The organism is Nitritalea sp. (assembly GCF_054166705.1).
In genome coordinates, this window is the sequence record NZ_JBSZCV010000009.1 from 144,712 (window position 1) to 166,354 (window position 21,643).

20 protein-coding genes are annotated in these 21,643 nt (G+C 45.8%); 11 read left to right on the forward strand and 9 right to left on the reverse strand.

Going from position 1 to position 21,643, the window contains the following annotated elements; genetic code table 11:
• The first annotated feature begins 10 nt into the window (after positions 1-10).
• From ACXIT9_RS08360 to ACXIT9_RS08385, 6 genes are all read left to right on the forward strand, one after another.
• Complete coding sequence (locus tag ACXIT9_RS08360; protein ID WP_458055776.1) at positions 11-706, forward strand: CoA transferase subunit A; 696 nt, start codon at positions 11-13, stop codon at positions 704-706.
• 28 nt (positions 707-734) lie between these two features.
• A complete protein-coding gene (locus ACXIT9_RS08365; RefSeq protein WP_458055777.1) occupies positions 735-1,391 on the forward strand; it encodes a 3-oxoacid CoA-transferase subunit B in 657 nt (218 codons plus the stop codon).
• A 67-nt stretch (positions 1,392-1,458) separates the two neighbouring features.
• Positions 1,459-1,806 (forward strand): gliding motility protein GldC, encoded by a 348-nt coding sequence (gldC, locus tag ACXIT9_RS08370; RefSeq protein ID WP_458055778.1) that lies wholly within the window; start codon positions 1,459-1,461, stop codon positions 1,804-1,806.
• A gap of 281 nt (positions 1,807-2,087) precedes the next feature.
• On the forward strand, positions 2,088-4,976 hold the full coding sequence (locus ACXIT9_RS08375) for a TonB-dependent receptor (protein WP_458055779.1): 2,889 nt from the start codon (positions 2,088-2,090) through the stop codon (positions 4,974-4,976).
• A gap of 8 nt (positions 4,977-4,984) precedes the next feature.
• Entirely contained in the window at positions 4,985-6,454 is a 1,470-nt protein-coding gene (locus tag ACXIT9_RS08380; RefSeq protein ID WP_458055780.1) for a hypothetical protein, read from the forward strand.
• A 111-nt stretch (positions 6,455-6,565) separates the two neighbouring features.
• On the forward strand, positions 6,566-7,702 hold the full coding sequence (locus ACXIT9_RS08385) for an alanine racemase (RefSeq protein WP_458055781.1): 1,137 nt from the start codon (positions 6,566-6,568) through the stop codon (positions 7,700-7,702).
• A gap of 10 nt (positions 7,703-7,712) precedes the next feature.
• On the opposite strand, the gene ACXIT9_RS08390 is transcribed toward ACXIT9_RS08385, so the two are convergent.
• Positions 7,713-9,125: a glycosyltransferase gene (locus ACXIT9_RS08390; RefSeq protein WP_458055782.1), complete on the reverse strand. Its 1,413-nt coding sequence runs from the start codon at positions 9,123-9,125 to the stop codon at positions 7,713-7,715.
• 202 nt (positions 9,126-9,327) lie between these two features.
• Positions 9,328-9,669, reverse strand: a complete 342-nt coding sequence (locus ACXIT9_RS08395; RefSeq protein ID WP_458055783.1) for a hypothetical protein — start codon at positions 9,667-9,669, stop codon at positions 9,328-9,330.
• 100 nt (positions 9,670-9,769) lie between these two features.
• Between ACXIT9_RS08395 and ACXIT9_RS08400 the strand changes: the two genes are divergently transcribed.
• Genes ACXIT9_RS08400 through ACXIT9_RS08415 form a run of 4 tightly spaced genes read left to right on the forward strand, consistent with a single transcriptional unit; the run spans position 9,770 to position 13,683 of the window.
• Positions 9,770-11,755 (forward strand): hypothetical protein, encoded by a 1,986-nt coding sequence (locus tag ACXIT9_RS08400; RefSeq protein ID WP_458055784.1) that lies wholly within the window; start codon positions 9,770-9,772, stop codon positions 11,753-11,755.
• Positions 11,752-12,132 carry a hypothetical protein gene (locus ACXIT9_RS08405; RefSeq protein ID WP_458055785.1) on the forward strand — a complete coding sequence of 127 codons (381 nt, stop codon included), beginning with the start codon at positions 11,752-11,754 and terminating at the stop codon, positions 12,130-12,132. Before ACXIT9_RS08400 ends, ACXIT9_RS08405 begins: the two co-directional genes overlap by 4 nt.
• Complete coding sequence (locus ACXIT9_RS08410) at positions 12,132-13,007, forward strand: DUF2490 domain-containing protein (RefSeq protein ID WP_458055786.1); 876 nt, start codon at positions 12,132-12,134, stop codon at positions 13,005-13,007. The genes ACXIT9_RS08405 and ACXIT9_RS08410 overlap by 1 nt, the downstream gene beginning before the upstream one ends.
• Positions 13,008-13,017: 10 nt before the next feature.
• Complete coding sequence (locus ACXIT9_RS08415) at positions 13,018-13,683, forward strand: hypothetical protein (protein ID WP_458055787.1); 666 nt, start codon at positions 13,018-13,020, stop codon at positions 13,681-13,683.
• Positions 13,684-13,727: 44 nt separating this feature from the next.
• On the opposite strand, the gene ACXIT9_RS08420 is transcribed toward ACXIT9_RS08415, so the two are convergent.
• The 7 genes from ACXIT9_RS08420 to ACXIT9_RS08450 form a co-directional block, all read right to left on the reverse strand.
• Positions 13,728-14,213 carry a hypothetical protein gene (locus ACXIT9_RS08420; protein ID WP_458055788.1) on the reverse strand — a complete coding sequence of 162 codons (486 nt, stop codon included), beginning with the start codon at positions 14,211-14,213 and terminating at the stop codon, positions 13,728-13,730.
• Position 14,214: 1 nt separating this feature from the next.
• The gene (locus ACXIT9_RS08425) at positions 14,215-15,048 is read right to left on the reverse strand and encodes a DUF2490 domain-containing protein (protein ID WP_458055789.1); all 834 of its coding nucleotides are present in this window, start codon (positions 15,046-15,048) and stop codon (positions 14,215-14,217) included.
• A gap of 9 nt (positions 15,049-15,057) precedes the next feature.
• Positions 15,058-17,022, reverse strand: a complete 1,965-nt coding sequence (locus ACXIT9_RS08430) for a hypothetical protein (protein WP_458055790.1) — start codon at positions 17,020-17,022, stop codon at positions 15,058-15,060.
• A 157-nt stretch (positions 17,023-17,179) separates the two neighbouring features.
• Positions 17,180-17,539, reverse strand: a complete 360-nt coding sequence (locus tag ACXIT9_RS08435; RefSeq protein ID WP_458055791.1) for a hypothetical protein — start codon at positions 17,537-17,539, stop codon at positions 17,180-17,182.
• A gap of 47 nt (positions 17,540-17,586) precedes the next feature.
• The gene (locus ACXIT9_RS08440) at positions 17,587-18,975 is read right to left on the reverse strand and encodes an arginine decarboxylase (RefSeq protein ID WP_458055792.1); all 1,389 of its coding nucleotides are present in this window, start codon (positions 18,973-18,975) and stop codon (positions 17,587-17,589) included.
• Between the two features lie 210 nt (positions 18,976-19,185).
• Positions 19,186-20,259: a hypothetical protein gene (locus tag ACXIT9_RS08445; protein WP_458055793.1), complete on the reverse strand. Its 1,074-nt coding sequence runs from the start codon at positions 20,257-20,259 to the stop codon at positions 19,186-19,188.
• A 23-nt stretch (positions 20,260-20,282) separates the two neighbouring features.
• Positions 20,283-20,717 (reverse strand): heavy-metal-associated domain-containing protein, encoded by a 435-nt coding sequence (locus tag ACXIT9_RS08450; protein ID WP_458055794.1) that lies wholly within the window; start codon positions 20,715-20,717, stop codon positions 20,283-20,285.
• 124 nt (positions 20,718-20,841) lie between these two features.
• Here ACXIT9_RS08450 and ACXIT9_RS08455 point away from each other — a divergent pair, with 124 nt between their 5' ends.
• Positions 20,842-21,627 (forward strand): tetratricopeptide repeat protein, encoded by a 786-nt coding sequence (locus ACXIT9_RS08455; protein WP_458055795.1) that lies wholly within the window; start codon positions 20,842-20,844, stop codon positions 21,625-21,627.
• Positions 21,628-21,643: the final 16 nt, after the last annotated feature.

Below are 21,643 nucleotides of genomic sequence, written 5' to 3' on the forward strand. Positions count from 1 at the left end.
ACACGCTACTATGATTACGAAAACCGTTAAAAATGCAGAGGAGGCGGTGGCGGATGTCCACAGCGGCGCCGTGCTGATGCTGGGAGGCTTCGGGCTTTCAGGCATTCCTGAAAACAGCATTCAGGCCCTCCTGGCCAGGGATATCACGAACCTAACGTGCATTTCAAATAATGCGGGGGTAGATGATTTCGGCATCGGCTTGATGTTAAAAAAGCGCATGGTGCGCAAAATGATCTCCAGCTACGTGGGCGAGAATGCGGAATTTGAGCGGCAGCTCCTGAGCGGAGAGCTGGAGGTAGAGCTTATTCCTCAGGGGACATTAGCCGAGCGCGTTCGTGCAGGGGGTGCCGGCATACCGGCTTTTTTTACTCCCGCCGGTGTGGGCACGGAGGTAGCCGAGGGCAAGGAGGTGCGCGAATTTGATGGTAAGTTATACCTGATGGAGCGCTGGCTGAAGGCGGACTTTTCCTTTGTAAAAGCGTGGAAAGGAGATACGGCGGGCAACTTAATCTTTAAAGGTACCGCACGGAATTTTAACCCCATGATGGCGGCTGCGGGAGCGATCACCATCGCAGAGGTAGAAGAATTAGTGCCAGCAGGTACGCTCGATCCCAATGCCATCCATACGCCGGGCATTTACGTGCAGCGTATATTCGAAGGCGTAAATTATGAGAAGCGCATCGAGCAGAGAACTACGCGTAAGTAATGTAGCCACCTAAAAACCCGAACCAAGCATGTTAACAAAAGATCAAATCGCGCAGCGTATCGCCAGAGAGGTACAAAACGGTCAGTATATCAACCTGGGCATCGGCATTCCGACCTTGGTGGCCAATTATATTCCAGATGAGCTGGAGGTAGTGCTCCAGTCCGAGAATGGACTTTTAGGCATCGGCCCCTTCCCTACTGAAGAGCATGTAGATCCGGATTTAATAAATGCGGGCAAGCAAACGATTACCATGACAAAAGGATCTGCGCTGTTTAGCTCTGCAGAGTCCTTCGCCATGATTCGCGGGGGCCATGTGCACCTGACCATCTTGGGGGCGATGGAGGTATCCGAAAATGGAGATATCGCGAACTGGAAGATCCCGGGCAAGATGGTGAAAGGCATGGGAGGAGCGATGGATTTAGTGGCCTCTGCAGAAAATATTATCGTGGCCATGCAGCACTGCAGCCGCAGCGGTGAGTCCAAACTCCTCAAGCAGTGTTCCCTACCGATTACCGGCATTCGCTGTGTCAAAAAGATCGTGACCGACCTGGCCGTATTGGAAGTGATGCCCGAAGGTGGGTTTCGACTGCTGGAGCGCGCCCCAGGCGTGTCGGTAGAGGAAATACAGGCAAAAACCGAGGGCAAACTGCTCGTGGACGGCGACATTCCTGAGATGACATTTTAAAGACTACGCTGAACTTATTTACTACACCCACCGTTTTTTCGGTTGACCAAGAATTTATTTACTACCGATGAAAAAGTCTACGATTAATTTCGAAGTTGAATTAGATGAAAAAAACATGCCCAAGCAGATCCTTTGGGATGCCTCTGATAAAGAGGGTGCTGGCATGGAGAGCACACGCAGCGTAAGCTTAAATGTATGGGACAACTTAAATCACTCAACCCTGCGTATCGACTTGTGGACAGATGACATGTCGGTAGCCGAGATGAAGCGTTTTTATATCGATGTGATCGGGGGCATGGCCCAAACCATCCTGAATGCTACCGGTGACGAGTACATGTCAGAAGAGATGAAAGACCTCTGCGATCGTTTGGTGAAACATGTGAACGAAGAAAATAAGCGTAACAGTCAGCAGTAAAACCAAAGATTTCGCTAACGAAAAGCCGAACTACAGAGTATGTAGTTCGGCTTTTTTTTTGCACCCGCAAATTAGTATGCATGCATAATGTATTGAAAAACAAGGATTTAATTTGAATAATCAAGTAGCGTAAAAAAATATTACTCTTTCTACGCTGAATTTAACAAAAGAGCATTGCAGATATCAGGTATTTTAACAAAATTGTAATGGGATAAGTGGGCTTTTTCCTAAGGAAATAAGGAAAGCACTGACTCCCGACCAACGTTAAACCCAAAATACCTATGCAAACATTTACCAATTACATGGGGAGATGGAGCTTGCTTGTTAGCGTATTTATGCTGATGAGTTTTCAAGTAGCCACTGCTCAAACCACCACAATTTCTGGAACGGTTCTGGAAACAGGTACAAATGAAACCTTGATCGGGGTAAATATCTTGGTGAAGGGTAAAGTGATCGGTACGGTGACCGATGCGCGGGGGAATTTCAACTTGCGGGTCAATCAGGCACCTCCGCTTACACTTGTCGTGAGCATGGTGGGCTACACCTCGAAGGAAATCGAAATTACCCAGCCTGAGGTGAGTGGTCTACGAATAGACCTGGCCGAACAGACGCTACTTGGCCAAGAAGTGGTGGTTTCTGCCTCCCGTGTGGAGGAGAGCATCCTACAGTCTCCAGTTTCCATCGAGAAAATGGATATTCTCGCCATCCGCGATACGCCTTCGGACAACTACTACAAGGCCATCGCGAATTTAAAGGGCGTGGATGTGACCTCTTCTTCTATCAATTTTCAAATCGTAAACGCTCGAGGTTTCAATTCGACCGGAAATACGCGCTTCGTGCAGTTAACGGATGGCATGGACACTCAGGCACCGGCGCTGAATTTCCCCATCGGCAACCTAAACGGTCCTTCTGAGCTGGATGTGGAGTCTTTAGAATTTATTCCTGGAGCAGCTTCGGCCCTATACGGGCCTAATGCCTTCAATGGTATTTTATTAGTGAACTCAAAAAACCCTTTCGAATATCAGGGCTTCAGTGCTTTCTACAAGCAGGGAGTCAACCACCTCAATGGACGTCCAGGCGAACCTACTAGTCCGCAGCCCATGTTCGAGGGCTCTATTCGTTACGCGAAAGCCTTTAATAACAAGTTCGCTTTTAAGGTAAATGCTTCCTTTATGCGTGCAGAAGACTGGTACGGTACCGACCAGACAGACCTGAACTTTCGCGCGCAGGGAGACCTGCCGTTTAACCCAGGTGCTGACCGCGTGCACGTTTTCGGTGATGAAGTGGCGAACAACATAGGCTTATTACGTAATGTAGGCGCCATCCAGCAGCAGGCTCAGCAGCTCGGTTTGGGCGGCTTTATCGGCAGTATCCCTGATCAAGTGGTGTCACGAACAGGCTATGACGAACGCTTTTTAGTGGACTACGGGGCGTCAAACTATAAGGTAAATACCGCCTTACATTATCGCTTGAATGATCGCAATGAGCTTTCGTATACCTTTAACTATGGGGCAGGGACAACAGTCTACACCGGCGCACAGCGCTATTCTTTAGCGAATTTTGACATTCAGCAGCATAAACTAGAGCTGAAAGGCGCCAATTACTTCGTGCGTGCCTATACCACCATCGAAAATTCGGGTGATTCCTTTATTGCCGACTTGGTAGGTGTGAATGTCAATCAGCTTTGGAAGGATAACAGTGCTTGGTTCGGAGAGTACACCATCGGCTATATGGCGGCACTCGCACAGCAAGGGGTAGCGCCAGGTACTTTCGGTAGCCCTCAGCAGCAGGCGGCAGCCCATCAGTTTGCCCGTGGCGTGGCCGATACAGGACGTCTTTTGCCAGGTACTCCGGAATTTGATGCGGCTGTAGCGCAGGTGCGAGGCGATGTGATTCCACAAGGAGCACTCTTTAACGATCAGTCTCGCATGAATATGCTCGAGGGGATGTACGATTTCAGTGAAGAAATAAGCTGGATCGACTTGCAGGTAGGTGCACAGTATCGCGTTTTCGACTTGCGCTCGAACGGAACCATCTTCGCAGATGTGGAGGGAAATGACATTACGATTTCTGAGTGGGGCGGCTTTGCGCAAGCGTCCAAACGTTTGTTTGCTGATAAATTTAAAGTGACCGGTTCGATTCGCTACGATAAAAATGAGAACTTCGCCGGCCAATTTAGCCCACGGATTTCAGGAGTACTCACGGAAGGCAATCATAACATCCGCCTTTCTTATCAGACTGGTTTCCGTATGCCGACTACTCAGGCACAGCATATTGACCTGAATGTCGTTTCGGCACGTCTTATCGGAGGACTTCCTTTCTACCGCGAGAAGTACGATATCTTCACGAATTCCTTTACACAGGCTTCTGTGAACCAGTATATCGCGGCTGTGGGTGCTGGTGCCAGTCCTGTTTCTCCAGCTGCTACTAGTCTTCTTGTGCCGGCTACGGAGGAGTTGATTCCTGAACTACGTCCAGAGCAAGTGCGCTCGATAGAGGTGGGCTATAAGAGTCTTTTAGCGAACAATCGCCTGTTAATCGACGCCGCCTATTACTATAATATCTTTAATGATTTTATTACGCTTTCTTCTGTACGGCGTGCTCCGGGACCTGTATTTCCAGTTCCTGCTAACGCGGAGCAGCTCGCGATCAATGCGCTCAATGCGCCGACGCTTCTGACGCCGATCACGACTCCAGGGCAGGAAAACACTTTCCAGACCTATACCAATATCACGGGAAGAAATATCCTGGCACATGGAGCCGCTATCGGTCTACAGTATAACCTGCCGCAGAACTACACGATTTCTGGAAATTATAACTTCAACAGGCTCATCACAGATGTGGGAGAAGATTTCCTAGCTGAGTTTAACACGCCGGAGCATAAGTTCAACATTATTTTCGGTAATCGTAAACTGACCCGTAACCTCGGCTTTAACGTCGCCTACAGGTATCAGTCTGCCTTCCGCTGGGAGTCCAGTTTTGCCATCGGCGATGTGCCGGAGGTGCATACGGTAGATGCTCAGATGAGCTATCGCCTCCCTTCCATGAAGTCTATTTTAAAGGTAGGCGGTTCGAATATCTTTAACGAGCGTTACTTCCTGAATTTCGGAGGACCTACTATTGGTGCGATTTATTATGTATCCATCACTTTCGATGAGCTATTTAACTAATTCCGACTATGAAATTTAATCTAAACTATACACTTCTCGGTGCGGCCCTATTAGCAGCTGTGTCGTGTACTTATGAGTTTCCTGATACCACAGTAGCGCCACCGGATTCCGGAGACGTAGACCTTTCCCGCATTATCAATGTTGGAAATTCACTTACAGCGGGATTTATGGATGGCGCACTCTACACGCGTGGCCAGCAAAACTCCTTTTCGGTCATTTTAGCAGAGCAATCCATTGCTGTGGGTGGACGTTCGGCACGCCTGCCGGACATCAATTCGGAAAATGGGTTTTTTGGCTTAGGGCCAGGGGGGCAGCCTTTGGGCCGATTGGTTTTGCAAACGAATCCACAGACAGGAGCGCCCGCCCCAGCCCCCATCGGACCGGGAGATATTCCAGCGCCTTTTACAGGTGATCGCGCGGATCTGGATAACTTTGGGGTTCCGGGCATTACACTTGGAACAGCGCTCACCCCACTTTTAGGGGGGCCTGCTTCCCCGGAAAACCCAGCCTTTAACCCTCTTTATGCCCGTTTTGCCAGTGCTCCTGGCCAAAGCACCGTTATCGGGGATGCCGCTGCGGCACTTGCATCGGGAGGCACTTTCTTCACCTTTTGGTTAGGCAATAACGATGTACTTGGATATGCGACAGGGGGTGCGGCAAACCCTGCCATCCTGACTTCAGATGCTGACTTTCAGATGCGTCTAAATGCCGCCCTAGGTGCACTTCTTCAGGCAAACCCAGCCGCAAAGGGCGCGGTGGCGAACATCCCGAATTTGGACGTGCTGCCATTCTTTAACTTGGTACCTTGGAATGCACTTCCTTTAGATGGTCCTACGGCAGCTTTCGTGACGAGCCAGTTTTCGGATTATAACAATGCGCTGCTGGCCTTTCAGGCCCAAGGGGTCATCACTGCCGCCGAAAGAGAGCTCCGGACAATTCGCTTCGTGGCGGGCCAAAATGGATTTCTCATGGAAGATCGCTTCCTTACGGATCTGAGTAGCTTCGGGCTTCCTTCTATTCGCCAAAGTAATGCCACGGATAAACCTGTACTTCAGCTTTCGACAGCTTTAGGGCAGCCTGTCAACAATAATCCGCAGCTTGTTCGAGGAGTGAGTTTCCCGGTAGAAGATAGCTTTGTACTGACGCGTATCGAGCAAGAAGAGGTGCAGACCAAAATCAATACCTTCAATGGTCTTTTGGCAGCAGCCGTAACAGCGCAAAACGACCGCTTAGTGCTCGTGGATGTGAACAATCTTCTGACGCGCACCTTAAACGGTCAGGTTAGTGCAGGCAATATCCCGCTCACAGCTTCGATCACTCCTCCCAATGGAGGTTTCAGCTTGGACGGTGTGCACCCGAACGCGCGCGCGCATGCATTCGTAGCGAATGAGTTCATTCGGGCCATCAACCAGAAGTGGGGGGCGACCATTCCACTGGCCAATCCCAATGAGTTTATGGGGAACGACCTTCCTCAATAATCCCCTTACCGCAGACTAATTTCTGGGCTGTTCCTTTTTGATTTGTTTCTTTTCTCTAGGTCTTGTACTTTCAGGAGATAAAGAGAATCAAAACGAGAACAGCCCTTTTTTATGTCCCCAAATAAGACCTCCTTCCCTTTTCATACCCCTACCCTCCTACTGGATGGCGAGCGCTGCCAAAGAAATCTGCGACGTATGCAAGCGAAAGCCGATCAACGGGGAGTGGAATTAGTCCCTCATTTTAAGACCGCGCAGTCCCGTCAGGTGGGGGCATGGCACAAAGCCCTTGGTGGTAAAAAGATCACCGTTTCTTCGTTAAGGTTGGCCGCTTATATGGGGCAGGACACTTGGGAATCGATCCATATCGCATTCCCCCTTTCCCCAGCCCTGCTTCCTGAAATCCAGCAACTTGCCTCCCGATGTCCGTTAAGTGTACAAGTTGTCAATGAGGCTTTTGTCCAGGCATGTGTCGAGAACTTGCGGGTTCCTTTGGGCTTTTGGATCGAAATCGATGCCGGCTATGGGCGTGCGGGTGTTTTTCACCATGATGTGCAACGGATAGAACGGATATTGGCGCTTAGCGCCACCTGCCCCCAGCTCCATTTCGAAGGATTTTACATACATCCTGGCCATACCTACACGGGAGATGTGGAGGCTATTTATCAGGAGACCCTTCAAGCCTTAGAAGGGCTGAAAAATCAGTTTAGGGGCAGCTACCCCGGGCTAAAAACCCGCATTGGGGACACGCCAGGTGCCTCTATCCGCAGCGATTTCGGCACAGTTGACAGCATTGGGCCCGGCAATTATCAATTTTATGACTTGACTCAGGTCGCCATCGGCAGCTGCGTGCGGGAGGACATCGCCATCGCCCTGGCCTGCCCTATCGTAGATATACGGGCGGATCGCGGAGAAGTCTTGGTGCACGGCGGAGGAGTTCACCTTTCAAAAGATGTTTTGCAGGTGGCCACTGGTCGCTCCTTTGGTGAAGTGGTGCGTCTAGAATCGGATGGCCATTGGACATTTTTTGCCGAAGGCCAGACCCCCTATGTTAAATCCATCAGCCAGGAGCATGGGCTTATACAGGGCAGCCCAGCCTGGTGCCGCAGCTTGAAAATAGGCGGGCACCTAGGCATACTCCCGGTGCACTCCTGTATGACCGCAGACTGTATGAAGAGCTACCGCCTGGCAGGCAGTTTAGCACCTATCGATCATGCTGAAGGACAGGAAGTGCTCTCTCCCTCTGCTTGAGGGAGTTCACTTAAGCAGGAACAGAAAGAGAAACTGGCTCAGGCTTTTTGGTTCCAGACGAAAGGGGCTGTTGACGCGTCAACCAACCTCCCCTTCGAACGGTGAGAAGTGCGTAAGAGCTTATCCAGGCAAGTGTAAAGGCATACAGGAGGCTATATGGCAGCAGCCAAAGCCCATTCCAGTCCCGTTCTATCCACACACAAAAGGCTATCGGCACAAGGGTCAGCAAACTGGCGCTGAGAAGGGTCAGGGCGAGCATATAGAGCGGTGACCAGAAAAAAAACAAGACATAAAGCCCGAACATAGGCAGTGCCAAAAGCATTTTCAGCCATTGGTTGAGACAGAGCCAGCGCGCGCCTGCCTTTTGGGCACGAAATGGGCCGAAAACAAAGCGTGCCAGATGGATGTTTTCGCGTACGTTACTTCGCTCCCAGCGTGTGTACATGCGTGAGAGCCCTTTCAGGTCGGTCGGCACCATGGTTTCTACCACCGCATTCGCCTGAAATTTCACGGTATAGCCCTGCTTGAGAATCAAGTTGGTCATCGCTCTATCCTCTCCTATGGTGGTTACGCGGCCTAAAAATGTTTGATGATACCAAGCTTCCAGGCAAGCATCGACGGCGTCTTTTCTATATGCAGACAGGGCACCAGGGGTGCAAAGCACTGTATCTACTTCACTTTGCGCGGCGCGGATGAAGCCAAAGCTAAAGCTGAAGCTTGCTGCCAGCATTTTGGGCAGCACGCCAGCCTTTTTATTGAGCACCTCCACTTTGCCGGCCACGGCACCACACTGTGCATCTAGCACGATGGGGGCTACGAGATGGCGCAGTGTGTCTTTACGCACAAGAGAATCGCTATCAATCGTCACGATGATACTTCCTTTCGCTTGACGGATAGCGCGGTAGAGTGCTGCACGTTTGCCTTTGTTTTTTGGCTGCGCCAAAACGGTGAGCTGTGGAAAGCGCTGTCCTGCATGTCGAATCCACATTAAGGTATCATCCTCACTTCCGTCATCTACGGCAATTACTTGTAGACGCTGTACGGGGTAGTCGCTAGCGAAAATACTCTCCAGTGTAGCCAAGACTTGTTGGCCTTCATTATAAGCAGGGACAATGACGGTGAGACTTGGAAGCTGGTCTTTGTGTGCTACTTGCTGGGGGCGATAGCGTCGGAAAAGAAGAAAAAACCAGGCAAACAATCCCACTTTTAGGGTGAGTAGTGTCCAGGCCCAAGCTGCTTTTCCCTGCTGAAACTGCAAGCTCCAGCGCGAATTTTCAGCTAAAAGCTCAGGGGAAACCCAGAAAAGGTAATAAATGGACCAAGAAATACTCCCTACTAGCAGGGCGGCTACGAGGATGGTCTTTGCGTGCTCGATTTCACTGCGGGAAGGCAATGTGGAAGAGCTTAATAGACGCTGAATCATAATGTTCGAAGTGATAGTTAGGAATGCTTAGTCAAAACACATACCACTTCCACGGGCTGGGGATAAAAAAGCACAAATGTCCCTAAAATGTAAATAAGAGCGCTATTTGATAACTTATACACTTTTAATGACAATTTAATTAAATTTTATTAATGGACAATATGTAGTAAAAATACCTCAATGTGGGGTGAAAAAACCTCAATCACCACCCAATTAATTCATATTTTATTATAGTCTTTGTAGTCCGATTAATGATAAATTTCACCCCATCATTTTCGTCGTATTTTCTTCCTTCTTCATCATTTTTATCATAAGATCTAGCCCCTGTAGTACCTGGTAACTTATTACCAAATCTTTCATAAATCCAAATATCAGTATTTCCCTCTCTATCTATTCTATCAGGATCTCCCCACTTCTCAAGTAACTCATTCTCATTGGCTCCAGCCCATTGCTGAAGCACTTTTTGATTGGATACGCAAGAAAAAAATATTACTATTAATAGTATTGAATATGATTTAACTGATGGGTTCAAGTTTATCGACATGTTCACAATAAGATGGTTTTATTTTAAGTATATTTTGTTGGCATGAATGAATTATTTATCTACCTTTGAAGCCAAAGTTAAGACATTAGTGAGACTATATATGAAAAGTTTTATTTATTTTTTTTTATTGGTTTTCCTGCCTCTCATTGGGGTGAGTCAACAGGTAAGTACTGTACGGGACACTTTGTTGATACCTGAATCGAACACCCGATTTTATATTACCTATGGGCTTACTAATCGAGGGGGGAGTCAACAAAAGAACGGGCCTTATGCATTGCGTGGAATAAATAGAACAGGAGTAGACTCGGTAGAAAAGGTGGAAGTGGTAGGGAACTTCAGCAGTGATAAGAAGACAGGGAATTGGAGTTATTTCACAGGAGTATATGCGTTAGATTTAAAAGACATATCGCGAAGGCTGACGATAGACTATACGATAGCGGGTGAAGGGAAAGAGCTTAAAGGGACATTTAAAGACGGCCTAGCGGAGGGGAAATGGAGCTACTCCCGTTTTCAGCAGCAATCACAAGCTAACCCAAAAGTTTTAGAGCTAGTAGAGTCCAGCGTCCAGGAGGGGATGTTTGTCTCCGATTTTAAATACTCGGATAGCGATCAGCAGACATCGATACGAGGAAAATTTAACCGCGATCATTTTTTTGACGGGAAGTGGGAGCTGATCTTTCGCTCAGATAGCACCTTGTTTTTTGAAGAGCGCTGGTACAAGAATGGTTTTTTACTTCGAATCCGTACGACGGATAAAGAGGCTGACATCGTCCTTTTAGATACGGAATACAAGGGGATACAGGAAAAAATGGAAACCTTAAAAGATGGCACCTTAGACTTGCAGATAGCCGAAGAAGGCTTTGGGATACCCTTTGACGATGGATTTAATAATTTAGGACCTAGGGGAATAGCGCAGCAAAAGGGGAATAGATTTCTCTTGGAGGTGTTTGCAAAATTAGAATTAAGTCAATTTCTCGAAGAAAGCGTAATCGATCAAGAAAATTTTAGCAGCCCTTCCTTTCGGGGGACGCGTAGGTTCATCTACACCCTTTCGACCGCAGATCAGGAGTTGTTAGAAGATACTTATAAGTTGAATCAGCAAGTCATTTCGGATATAGAGAAATTTTACAACAATACCACACTTGCTTTAAACAAGCAGAGATCTGATACACTGGCGACAGCCTACGCCTTTTTGGAAAATAGCTTAGAGCGCCTTACGGGCATCGATGCGGAATTACAGGGTATTTTAGAGGGTAATTTCAGAAACAGAAGTATCAACACCTTTTATGAAAAGGGTCTGGAGGGATTCGAGCGCATGGACACCCTACAGATTACTTGGAAGGAAAAGGAGATTATTTGGTTATTTGATAATCGCACGTCCTTAAAAAACGCACCCTCTATTTTACATGAGTTCAATACATTTGTCCGTGCTAGAGTAGAAAAAATGACTGCTTTAGATCCTTTTTTCAAGGATAGAATTATCGAAATAGAACAGGAGATTGTTTCCCAGCAGTTAGAAGAAGACATCATCACAAGCACGGCAGAGGTACAACGCTTATACGATCGAGAGGCAGAGGATAGGCCCGATTCGCTTCCGCACAACAGTGTACACCATCGCTTGTATGACCGCTATACGGTGATGCTAAATTCCGCTATGGAAGCGTATAGTTTAGCGGAAGGTATAGAAGCTAAGCAGGAAAAGGGTCTCGAAATAGTAGCGCTTAATTCGGTCTATACCACAATTTTTAACCCTGTAGCTGAACTTCAAGAAAAGCTGGTGAAACTGGATGAGGCCTACACCAAGTATGCCTACAACCCCTATATGGACCGTCACGACATCAAAACTCGAGTCAAACGCACCATTTACAATGCGGCCGTAGAAACACTTATTCCTAATCTACTAGAGGAACTTTTAACTACAGATTCATTTCGAGAACTGGCGACCATAAATGAAGAGTTGGAGAAGACTTTTGATCGACTATATGAGCTAGCAGCCGCAGATGATGCAGATACCCGGACGATAGAAAGGCGTTTACGAAGAGAAAATAACCCAAACAGAATAAAACGCATATTAGATATTGGATGAGAAAGTTAGTTAGTAATTACAGTTTTGCAGGTTGGATGCTCTTGGTTTTTGTACTGCTCTCTTCTGGCTGTCATAATATATTTTCCTATGAAGAAATCAGCCCCTGTACGAATCGACCTGCTGGCAACTTTGTGCGCGAACACACAAGCAGAATCGGTTTGGTACGCTTTATAGCCGAAACTGGACAGTTCGTCATACAGGCCAGACTTGGAGATGCTGATAGTCCTTTTGTTTTATTAGACGCATGTAATCTACCTCCTAGATTTCAACAATCGGACGTAGAGATCCGGTTTTTCGGCCGCGAATTTTCAGGGGTAGATGCAAATGGACTAATTCCTTTTGAAATCACTTGGATCGAAAATGTTAGAAGAAGATAATGAGAAGTTTTTATACAATAGTACTTACCGTATGTCTAACCTTACACGCAAAGCACGCGGTATTTGCCCAGTTTGAGTTCGATGAGCCTGTTTTTGGAGAAGAGCCAAGTCGAAGGATTTTAGACCAATCGATATTTTACTCGAAGTGGATCGTAACTGACTTCCTTACAGAAGATAAAACTTGGTTTTGGTATACCGACATTGTGTACAGGACGCAGAGCAGTGTAGGGAATGATAACATTTTCGAAAACCCCTTACGGTTTAGCATCCGTCCTTTCGTTGCCTACCAGTTTGGGCGCTTCACTCGTGTTCATTTTAATCCTGTAGGACTTTATGTGAGTGACTTTCGACAGGGACAGCCCACCGATAATTTTGGACGTGATGAAATTGAACTTCGAAGCATGCTGGAAATCACTCAAGATGCCTACATCAAAAAGGCAGGAAAGGAGTGGGTTAACTTGACCCATCGCTGGAGGTTTGAGAGTCGCTGGAGGGGTGTTGATGATCCCATAGGACCACTTTGGAACTTTCGGTTTCGGTACCGAACTCGCTTTCGTGTACCTTTAAATGGCAAGCACTTTTATGACAACAACGTTCTTTATACCATTAATTACCACGAATTACACTTGGAGCTTGGTCCCTACATGGGATTGAATCAGTTTGCTCAAAATCGGAATTTCGTGGGAATAGGCTACCGCTTTTGGGACTGGGTGCGGATCGATGTAGGTTATCTTCACCAATATAACTTCAGAGGAGACGGAGTTACCATCGACATGTCACGAGGCCCTATGTTTTACCTTTTTGTCGACTACCTGTCAAAAGTACGATGGGGAGGGAAGGACAATAAAACACGTTTAAAACAATTAATCGATTAAGCTTCATAGCATGCATAGACTCTATTTTATCTCCCTAGTTACCCTCATAGGCTTGTTTATCTCCAGTACCCATGGCCACGGGCAGTCGCTCAACTTTAGGGGACTTGTTGGTTTTAAAGTCGGAGGGAATGTCATTTCAGAGAATGGAACGATGGCGCCAAGAGAAAGTATAAATTACCAAGGCGTACTTGCATACGAAAGAGAAGATGGTTGGCACTATGATGTATCTTATCTTTTTAGCCCTACTTTTTCGCGCTATAAAGAAAATCTTAGAGCTCCTTGGCAGTGTTTTGGTAGTATGAACGTCAGCCATATCATGGCAGGTATTGGTTATACTAATGTGCGTGAAAGAAAAGGCTGGAAACCCTTTTTTTCCTTTCGTGTAGGCCCATCTTTTTTTGAATCTACCGATGGCGAATTCGCTTCTTTCACTAAACTTACCACGGCATTAGAAGGAGGGATGAAAATTGCGTTCACAGAAAATTTTGGTCTCGTAACCTCTGTGACATTACTCATGCCGATAAACTGGTCGCAGCAAGAACTTTTTGTTTCACAAACCCGTGAAATCGAGATCATTGCTGATCCTGGCATCACCCTGGTTCAATTTGCCTTAAATACGGGCGTCTACTATCGGATACCTTGTAAACCTCTATTTCCTAAAAAAAATGGAAAGTGAAAAATCACCTTCCTCCCCAAAATCAATCACTCGATAGAAAAGAATTAATTAATGAAATAAACCACCCCTAATCGGAAAATAGAGGTGTTAATTTGCCCTGCTTGGAACTTGTATTCGGCCTCCAGCCCAATTTCATCTATAAATTTATACAAAAACCCAGCACCTACGTTGATAGCATGCTTATGCAGATGTCCGATTTCATTAAACTCGAAGTTACGGTAATAATACCCCCAACCGAGTAAGCCGTACACCTGAAATTTATCTTGTGTAAAATAATAACGCCCATCGACATCCAAACTATTCGCTATCCCTGACGCCGGTAATAAAAAGGTGGTCTGTGCACTTATCGAAACATCATCCATAGGAAAATACTCTCCAGCAAAACCAAAACCGAAAAACCAAGTATCTGCACGCCACTCGTGCATGTACTTGAGACGTACTTGTCCTTCATTTTGAGCATAGGCTCCTTCTTGAACGAACGACACAGCAGCAAAGACAAGCAAAATCACAATTAACTTCGAGGTACGCATATTAGAATTTAAGGTCTTGGTCACGAATAATAGGTCTTCGAGAATTTCGGAAATCCAAGTTGAACATCACGTTCAATCGGATAATATGTCGATTTCGATAGGTCCCAGGTACAGCTGTCGGTCCATAGGTCCACATGTGACCACCAAAGAACATCACAGAATTATAGGTATAGCCGATGGCAGTGTAGACACGATTCTCTTCATGGATATTCACGATATTTTTACCTGTTTGGAAAAACACTTCATTAGAAGGAGCTAAGAAAAGTGTCTTGTTTTCCATTTTTGGCTTATTAAGCGGTATATAGCCCGTAATCTTATAGCGGTATCGATCCGTGTATTCAAACTCAGAGCCGATGGCAGGATCCCTTCTGAAACGGTGTTCGAATCGAAACTGATGCAGCACTTTTACAGGTCCGACAGATTGGGTAAATAGCCACTGATGCCAAAATCGGGGTTCTAACACGGTATTATTAAATTCTGGATTCCCCCTATCCGGTGTATAGTTCCATACTAAAGTTGGCCCAAACGTCACCTCGAAATAATCATTAAAAAGATAGGTCATTCCAAATCGATTATAGATTTGGCTCATACGACCTATGAAGTCTGTACGATCGTCCACAGAGCTTCTTCTTCGATAGTGATTTTCCTGATACCAAAACCATCTATCTGAAAGCCGCAGCTTTAAATACAAACCATTCCAGTTTTCAGTGGTAGGTGCCAAACTTCTCCTTTCCGTGGGAATGGTTACTTCTCCCTGAGCCTGCACTTCTGAACGAAATAAAAGGATTCCCACGAAAAAGAGGCAGCCTATACAGGCACGCTTTAATGAAAGCATAGTTTACGTTTACTTTAATTCTAATAGTTCTTCGATCTCTTTAGGATCTTTCGTCCGTCCGATTCTGCGCTCTAATCTCCTCGTATCTTCTTCGCGAAGTTCGTTTAGGCGCTGTGCAAGGTTTTCCATTTTCTGAATCCAGACCCTTAGCTCCACATACACCTCCTCTGAGCGTAAAGCATCGATATAATGCATATAGAGCAGCTCACCAGCCTCCCACAAGCGCTCCTTTTCGCGCTGCATATAACGTGAGAAAGTGAAAGCATTCCACACCTCAACCATATACCCTTCGTCTACAGTCTCTAGAATTTCATACACCCGAAGTAGTTTCGGATGCACCGTTTCGAGCTCATTAAGCAAGTCTAACTTGATGTTAGCAAGTTCTACTTTCCTCTCTTGATTATCCGTACGCGCATAATCATCGTTCAAGGCAGCGTAACTCCTCTCGAGAACGGTTTCATAAACATCCTGTACCAAACGGCGCACTCTGGGCTCTTGCTCCCCACGCTCCTCTACATACAAGCGATCGATAACCCGCTGCTGGCTTTCTATCTCTGCCTCCAGCTGACGTAAAGACTGATTTTGTTCGATAAAGAAAAGGACACGATCCACCAGAGCCGCCTGGCGCTGCACTTCCTCTTCCACAGCTGCGATGTACGCTAACAAACTGAGGTAGAGACCTTCTTCTAATGGATTTACCGTGTAGGAAAGCGAAAATGTTTTATCTTCCTCATCATAGACATAAGGGATGTTAACCTCCTCTCTTAAAAAAGAAATCCCATTCTCCTTCATATAGCGGAGATCGAAGTATTGGATACTTTTATCTCGTATGACGTTTATTAAGGGATCAAAACGCTCTAACTCTCGATTGTAAAATTGAAAAAACGCATAGGCACGCGCCACGGAGTCCGATCGATTTTTATTTAGATTGAGGGAATTTTTACCAGCATACTCACGAATAACACTTTTCAAGCGATCGTAATTTTCAGGAATTTCATTTAAACGCGGTACATCATCCCGAGGAATTTGATACACAAACTTCCTTGTAGCCAAAGGATAGCGTTTAATCTGCCCACCAGCACTAATATAGCGGTCGTCGTAGCGCAAGGTATTTAATAAAAAAGCCTCGATTAGGCTGTTCGCATCTTGTTGCTCCTGATACTCTTCGTACTCCTCTAAAAATCCATCATTAAAAGTTAAGCCAAACAGATCATCTGCGATGCGAAAACCTTCGTTTCTCCCTTCTTCTATTTCTCTTAGCTTTTCGATCGTCTTAAAAAAGACTTGTTCATATACGACCTCATCGGTCTCTAAATTGCGCTTCACAAGACCGAGAAGAAAGCCTTTATCGTAATTGCGCACCTCACTAATAAGCACATCATCTACCGCATAAACAAAGGTCCACTCACCATTCATAATTCCTCCTGGAAGGAGTCCTCCACGAACAAAATAAGTGCGTCTGCCGGCAAATTCCTTGTACTGAAAGCTACCCTCTATCATCCCTTTGGTAAAGGAGAGCTCTTCGACAGAAGCCTTGGGACTCAGCTTCCCATCGCTGTAAGTGTTTCGAATGAAGTTCCATTTGCCGCTAGGCAAACCCCGCTCATAGGAAGCGCGCAAGCGAATTTCTTCACTCGATAATTCCGTGTCGACAGTAAACTCTTCAATATCTTTTATGGTCACCTGATGCCGAAGGTCGCGGTAGGACCAGTCTCCCGCTTTTTCATTGTCGCGGTAAACCCCTCGAATAGTCGTTTTAAAAAATCGTGTTTTGTCTAAGGAATCTGCTAAATTTCTGTTGAACTGAAAAGCACCCTCCTTAAGGATTTCACCTTCTTTTCCCTCGACAAAATTAAACTTGGCCGTTCCTTTTACGCCATTAAACACATATTCCCCTTCAAACTGCTGTTGACTGTATACCGCAAAATGAAAAAAAAATCCACAAAGCAGAAGTACGTATTTTATCCCTTTCATTTATCACCGATTTCGAAACCACTACTCATCAAGAATGATGCAAATATTCCCCGTTTCGTGGATCAAAAGTATGTTTTTGAAAAGAGAAAACCAAAAAGTGAAGCTATTAAGTAACAAAATGCTTCGTAAAATACACAAGAAAAATACACAGTACAAGTTAGGAAATCAAATAATACAGGCGCACCTGACTTTTTCTACCGAACTCACCCTCGGAAGGAAAACGCCCATTTTGCTCTGCTTCCACAAAAATAGAAACCACCTCCATACCCCGGTTTTTCGCGATACGGACCAACTGCTTCTCAAAATTCTTAATTAGATAGCTACTGGTATCCAAAAAATTTTCAGCTACCAAAAGTATCTCTTCGTACTCGGGTAGGTTTTTTGGTTCTTCCTTGTGATAAACCACCTGCACCTTCCACACGGCATCAGATGCGCTCACAGCCTCAGAAGAGCGTACAGGAAGCCATGCGGTAAACAGGAAGATGACTAGAAAACAAACAAATGAACGCGTATGCATAAGTACATAAAGAAAGGGTAATCAATCGATTACCCTTTTTAACGCACTTAATAGCCTAAAGTTTTCAGCATGTTTTCGCTCGTTTGCTCCGGAGCAAAAAGGCGATGTGTGATACTACCATCCTCAGCACGATCTACCAGCACATGCTTAGGAGCTGGAATCAAGCAATGCTGGATGCCCCCATAGCCTCCCAGTGATTCCTGATAGGCGCCAGTATGGAAAAAGCCTAAATACTGCTTTTTCCCCGGTTCCTGCTTGGGCAAGTAAATATTATACTGATGTGCCTCTGAATTGTAATAGTCCATGCTATCACAAGTCAGCCCACCCAAGTTGATATTATGATACTCCTTATCCCAATGGTTCACCGCGAGCATAATGTACTTTTGATTGAGACCCCAGCTATCCGGCAGCTGCGTGATAAAAGAACCATCGATCATATACCAAAGCTCTTTGTCGTTTTGCAGTTTTTCTTCCAGGACGGAATATAAAACCGCGCCACTTTCACCCACCGTGTAGGAGCCAAACTCAGTAAAGATATCCGGTTCCACTGTGTTGTTTTTGGCACACATCCACTTGATGTTTTTAATGATTTGATCTGCCATGTACTGGTAGTCATAATCAAAAAATACATTCGTCTTTATCGGCCAACCGCCACCGATATCCATCGTATCTAAGCTCGGTGCTATTTTTTTCAAGTCTACATACTTCTGAATGAAGCGCGTAAGCTCCGACCAATAATATGCCGTATCCCGAATACCAGAGTTGATAAAGAAATGCAGCATCTTCAGGGACACGTGTGGGTTATTCTTTATCTTTTCTTCATAAAGCTTCAGGATGTCATTATAGCGTACGCCTAAACGTGAGGTATAAAAGCCAAACTTCGGCTCCTCATCTGCTGCGATGCGGATACCCACTTGAAAAGGTACCTTTACGTGCTCGAGGTAATAATCGATTTCTGTCAAGTTATCCAGAATCGGAACGCAATTATGGAAGCCGTCATTAAGTAAGCCCGTTATAAGTTCCTTATAACGCTCTCGCTTAAAGCCATTACATACAATAAAGGTATCCTTCCTGATTTTTCCTTCTTCGTATAGCTTGCGCACAAGCGGAATATCGAAGGTAGACGATGTTTCGATGTGGATATCATTCTTAAGCGCCTCATTTAAAACAAAGCTGAAATGGGAAGATTTCGTGCAGTAACAATAGGTATAGGACCCCTTATAATCATGGGTCTGCATCGCATTAGCGAAGTAAGTCTTCGCATTCTGAATGCTCTCCGAAATCTTAGGCAAATAGGTGAGTTTTAAAGGCGTACCGTATGTGTCGATGATTTCCATCAGATTCACCCCGTTAAAGGTGAGTTGATTATCCGATACCTCGAACTCCTTTGTAGGAAAATCGAAAGTCTGCTGGATTAAATCAATGTATTTGTTCATTTCAGCTGCTTTGGTTTGACCAACAAAAATCCAAAATATTTTCCACATCACCTTATGTTTCGACACAAATCTGGTCGAAACGTAAAAAGTCGCCCTCAAAGAAAGCGACTTTTTAAAACCTAAACCCTCTCACTTAGGAACCTCACTGTGGATTTAGGCTTGTGGATAAATTTAACTAGAATTTTACTCTTTGAAATACACTATAGCTGCTTAGCGCTGAATTACAGCATCACGTAAGCCTGGACTATTTAACAAGCCACCGAACTCACCGATCACAGACTCAGGAACCTCTAAACCTACCGCAGCTTCTACAATAGCCGCTACGAATAAATCGTAATCCGCCGAATTTACTAGACCGGTCATACGTGGATTTTGCGCCGGATCATGCGCAGCTACCATATCTAAACCTGTGTATTGAATGTTTACGGATCCGATTGCCTCAGCTAGGAATTCAGAGAAATCCTGTACTAAGGTGGCGAAACCTGAAGTATCACCCGCGCCTACTTCTGCTAATAGAACAGAGAAGTAAGGCAATAAATCCTCATATCTTCCTTCTGGATTAGAAGCAATCAGTAACACCGTCTCCGTTACTACGGCACGTAAAGGCACAAAACCCGCCTCGATAAGTTGACCTGGATTCTCAGGATCATCGATAAGGCCAGAACCTCCTAAACGGGTGTAAAGATCTAACATCTCATCATCTGCACGCTGCACGATAGGCTCGCGAACGGACTCTAGGAGAGCCCCTACAGGTCCGATGACGTCATTACTTGTAATTCCCGCTTGTGCAGCACCTTCCACCACAGCTTGGATGAAAAGATCATAATCAGCGTTATTAATTAGACCATCCATTCGCGGATTGCGTGTCGGATCATGTGCCGCTTCCATGTCTAAACCTGTGTAGGTGAAAGGTCCACCTGTAGCTTCTGCTAAGAAAATCGTGAAATCGTTTACAAGCGTAGCGAATCCCGAGAAATCTTCACGCCCAACCTCATTTAGTAATACGCTAAAGTAAGGAAGTAAATCTGTGTACACGCCGCCCTCGTTCGTCGCAATGGTTAGAACCGTATTCGTAACCACTGTTCTTAAGTTGAGGAAACCCTGCTGTATCTGTTGGCCAGGATTATCTGGATCGTCCACAAGTGTGGTACCTCCTAACATCGTGGCATAGAAGGAATCATCCTCCATCATCGGCGGATCCATCGGATCATCATCACTACAGGATGAAAATACCAGTAAAGATCCCACCACGAAACTGGCTAGCCAATAATTAATTCGTCTCATAGTAGTTTAATTTAATTAATTGTTTAATTCTCGAAAGCTTTCTGAAAAAAGGCTCCTAATCGATATGTAAGTGAGTTCTTGTTGATGGCTGGACAGCTCTGGGCCAGCATTTCATCGGAAGGCTTGAAAACGGTAGCTCCCGCGTTAAAATCTGCATTAATAAGCTGCGCTATATCGGCAGGAGCGGTCTTACGCTGATCATAAATCAGCACCACGTGGCCTGCATCCGCATTCATGCGCGCTGTGCGTACACCCTCTACCTGGGAAACAAATGCATGGATATCTTTTCCTTTTAGCGAGTCTAATGCCTCCGGAAATTCAATCCGTATCATCGCCTGATGATTCAGCTTCCCCGGAACCTCTTGCTTGGGCTTGGTCACCAAATAAATATGTACTGCTAGTGTCGCCACCAGTAAAAACACGATGGCCACCGCACCTAGAATAATTTTTTTTAGCATAATAGAAGTCCTTTAATGCCAGTAAATACGATACTGTAGAACCGACTGGATTAAAAAGTTCCACAATTGAAAATAACTTTTCTATGAAATCAGAATTTCTTATTTTTAGGAACTGATTAAAATCATGAAAAAAATACTATTCCTACTTCTTATACTGACACTTAGCGCCTGTGATCGGGAGTTTGCACGTGGGGAGCGCTACTTCCTGCAAGAAGAATATGCTGCAGCCATAAAAGAGTTCAATAAAGTGCTGTTCCTAAAGGTGACCGACACCCAAAGTCTTTTTCTTCGAGCAAGGGCCTTCGAAGAGCTAGAACAATTTAAAGAGGCCTTCGAAGATTATAACCGTATCCTGAGCTTACGCCCCGACCACGCGCATGCTTACGCCGGGAAGGGTAAAATCTACTGGAAGCTTAAAAAATACAAGGAGGCGGAAGTGGAACTCCTCAAGGCCGCCCAGTATGCTCCCGAAGATGCGGACATCCTACTGCTCCTAGGTCGAAGTATGCTGAAAAATGGCCGCTTTAAATCCGCAGATGAGTTTCTCGACCAAGCAAAAAAAATCCGCCCCGAGGCTGCCGATATTTACTATTATCAAGGGATGGCGCGCTCCCAGATAGGGGATATTAACGGGGCCGCTGCCTCCTTTAACATGGCGCTACGCTATGATCCAGATAACCTCGCAGCGCGCTATAACCGAGGTCTCACCCTCCTTATGATTGGCTACCTCCCCTGGGCGGAAGATGACTTCGATGATGTGCTTCGCTATAAACCCGATCATGTAGAAGCACTGGCACATAGGGGCGTGGCGCGCGTGCGCCAAAATAAACGCAGCGGATGCGCAGACATCGAGGCAGCCATCGCCAAAGGCAGTCAGTATGCCGCTCGAAACCGACACCTTTGCCCTTAAAAAAATACAGCTACTG

Bases quoted from the DNA above. Each gene is read 5' to 3' on its own strand.
- ACXIT9_RS08395 (WP_458055783.1), bottom strand. From the start codon at position 9,669: ATGTCGATAAACTTGAACCCATCAGTTAAATCATATTCAATACTATTA.
- ACXIT9_RS08420 (WP_458055788.1), bottom strand. From the start codon at position 14,213: ATGCGTACCTCGAAGTTAATTGTGATTTTGCTTGTCTTTGCTGCTGTG.
- ACXIT9_RS08385 (WP_458055781.1), top strand. From the start codon at position 6,566: ATGTCCCCAAATAAGACCTCCTTCCCTTTTCATACCCCTACCCTCCTA.
- ACXIT9_RS08415 (WP_458055787.1), top strand. From the start codon at position 13,018: ATGCATAGACTCTATTTTATCTCCCTAGTTACCCTCATAGGCTTGTTT.
- ACXIT9_RS08425 (WP_458055789.1), bottom strand. From the start codon at position 15,048: ATGCTTTCATTAAAGCGTGCCTGTATAGGCTGCCTCTTTTTCGTGGGA.
- ACXIT9_RS08455 (WP_458055795.1), top strand. From the start codon at position 20,842: ATGAAAAAAATACTATTCCTACTTCTTATACTGACACTTAGCGCCTGT.
- ACXIT9_RS08435 (WP_458055791.1), bottom strand. From the start codon at position 17,539: ATGCATACGCGTTCATTTGTTTGTTTTCTAGTCATCTTCCTGTTTACC.
- ACXIT9_RS08390 (WP_458055782.1), bottom strand. From the start codon at position 9,125: ATGATTCAGCGTCTATTAAGCTCTTCCACATTGCCTTCCCGCAGTGAA.
- ACXIT9_RS08365 (WP_458055777.1), top strand. From the start codon at position 735: ATGTTAACAAAAGATCAAATCGCGCAGCGTATCGCCAGAGAGGTACAA.
- ACXIT9_RS08450 (WP_458055794.1), bottom strand. From the start codon at position 20,717: ATGCTAAAAAAAATTATTCTAGGTGCGGTGGCCATCGTGTTTTTACTG.
- ACXIT9_RS08360 (WP_458055776.1), top strand. From the start codon at position 11: ATGATTACGAAAACCGTTAAAAATGCAGAGGAGGCGGTGGCGGATGTC.
- ACXIT9_RS08400 (WP_458055784.1), top strand. From the start codon at position 9,770: ATGAAAAGTTTTATTTATTTTTTTTTATTGGTTTTCCTGCCTCTCATT.
- ACXIT9_RS08405 (WP_458055785.1), top strand. From the start codon at position 11,752: ATGAGAAAGTTAGTTAGTAATTACAGTTTTGCAGGTTGGATGCTCTTG.
- ACXIT9_RS08430 (WP_458055790.1), bottom strand. From the start codon at position 17,022: ATGAAAGGGATAAAATACGTACTTCTGCTTTGTGGATTTTTTTTTCAT.
- ACXIT9_RS08445 (WP_458055793.1), bottom strand. From the start codon at position 20,259: ATGAGACGAATTAATTATTGGCTAGCCAGTTTCGTGGTGGGATCTTTA.
- gldC (WP_458055778.1), top strand. From the start codon at position 1,459: ATGAAAAAGTCTACGATTAATTTCGAAGTTGAATTAGATGAAAAAAAC.
- ACXIT9_RS08410 (WP_458055786.1), top strand. From the start codon at position 12,132: ATGAGAAGTTTTTATACAATAGTACTTACCGTATGTCTAACCTTACAC.
- ACXIT9_RS08440 (WP_458055792.1), bottom strand. From the start codon at position 18,975: ATGAACAAATACATTGATTTAATCCAGCAGACTTTCGATTTTCCTACA.
- ACXIT9_RS08380 (WP_458055780.1), top strand. From the start codon at position 4,985: ATGAAATTTAATCTAAACTATACACTTCTCGGTGCGGCCCTATTAGCA.
- ACXIT9_RS08375 (WP_458055779.1), top strand. From the start codon at position 2,088: ATGCAAACATTTACCAATTACATGGGGAGATGGAGCTTGCTTGTTAGC.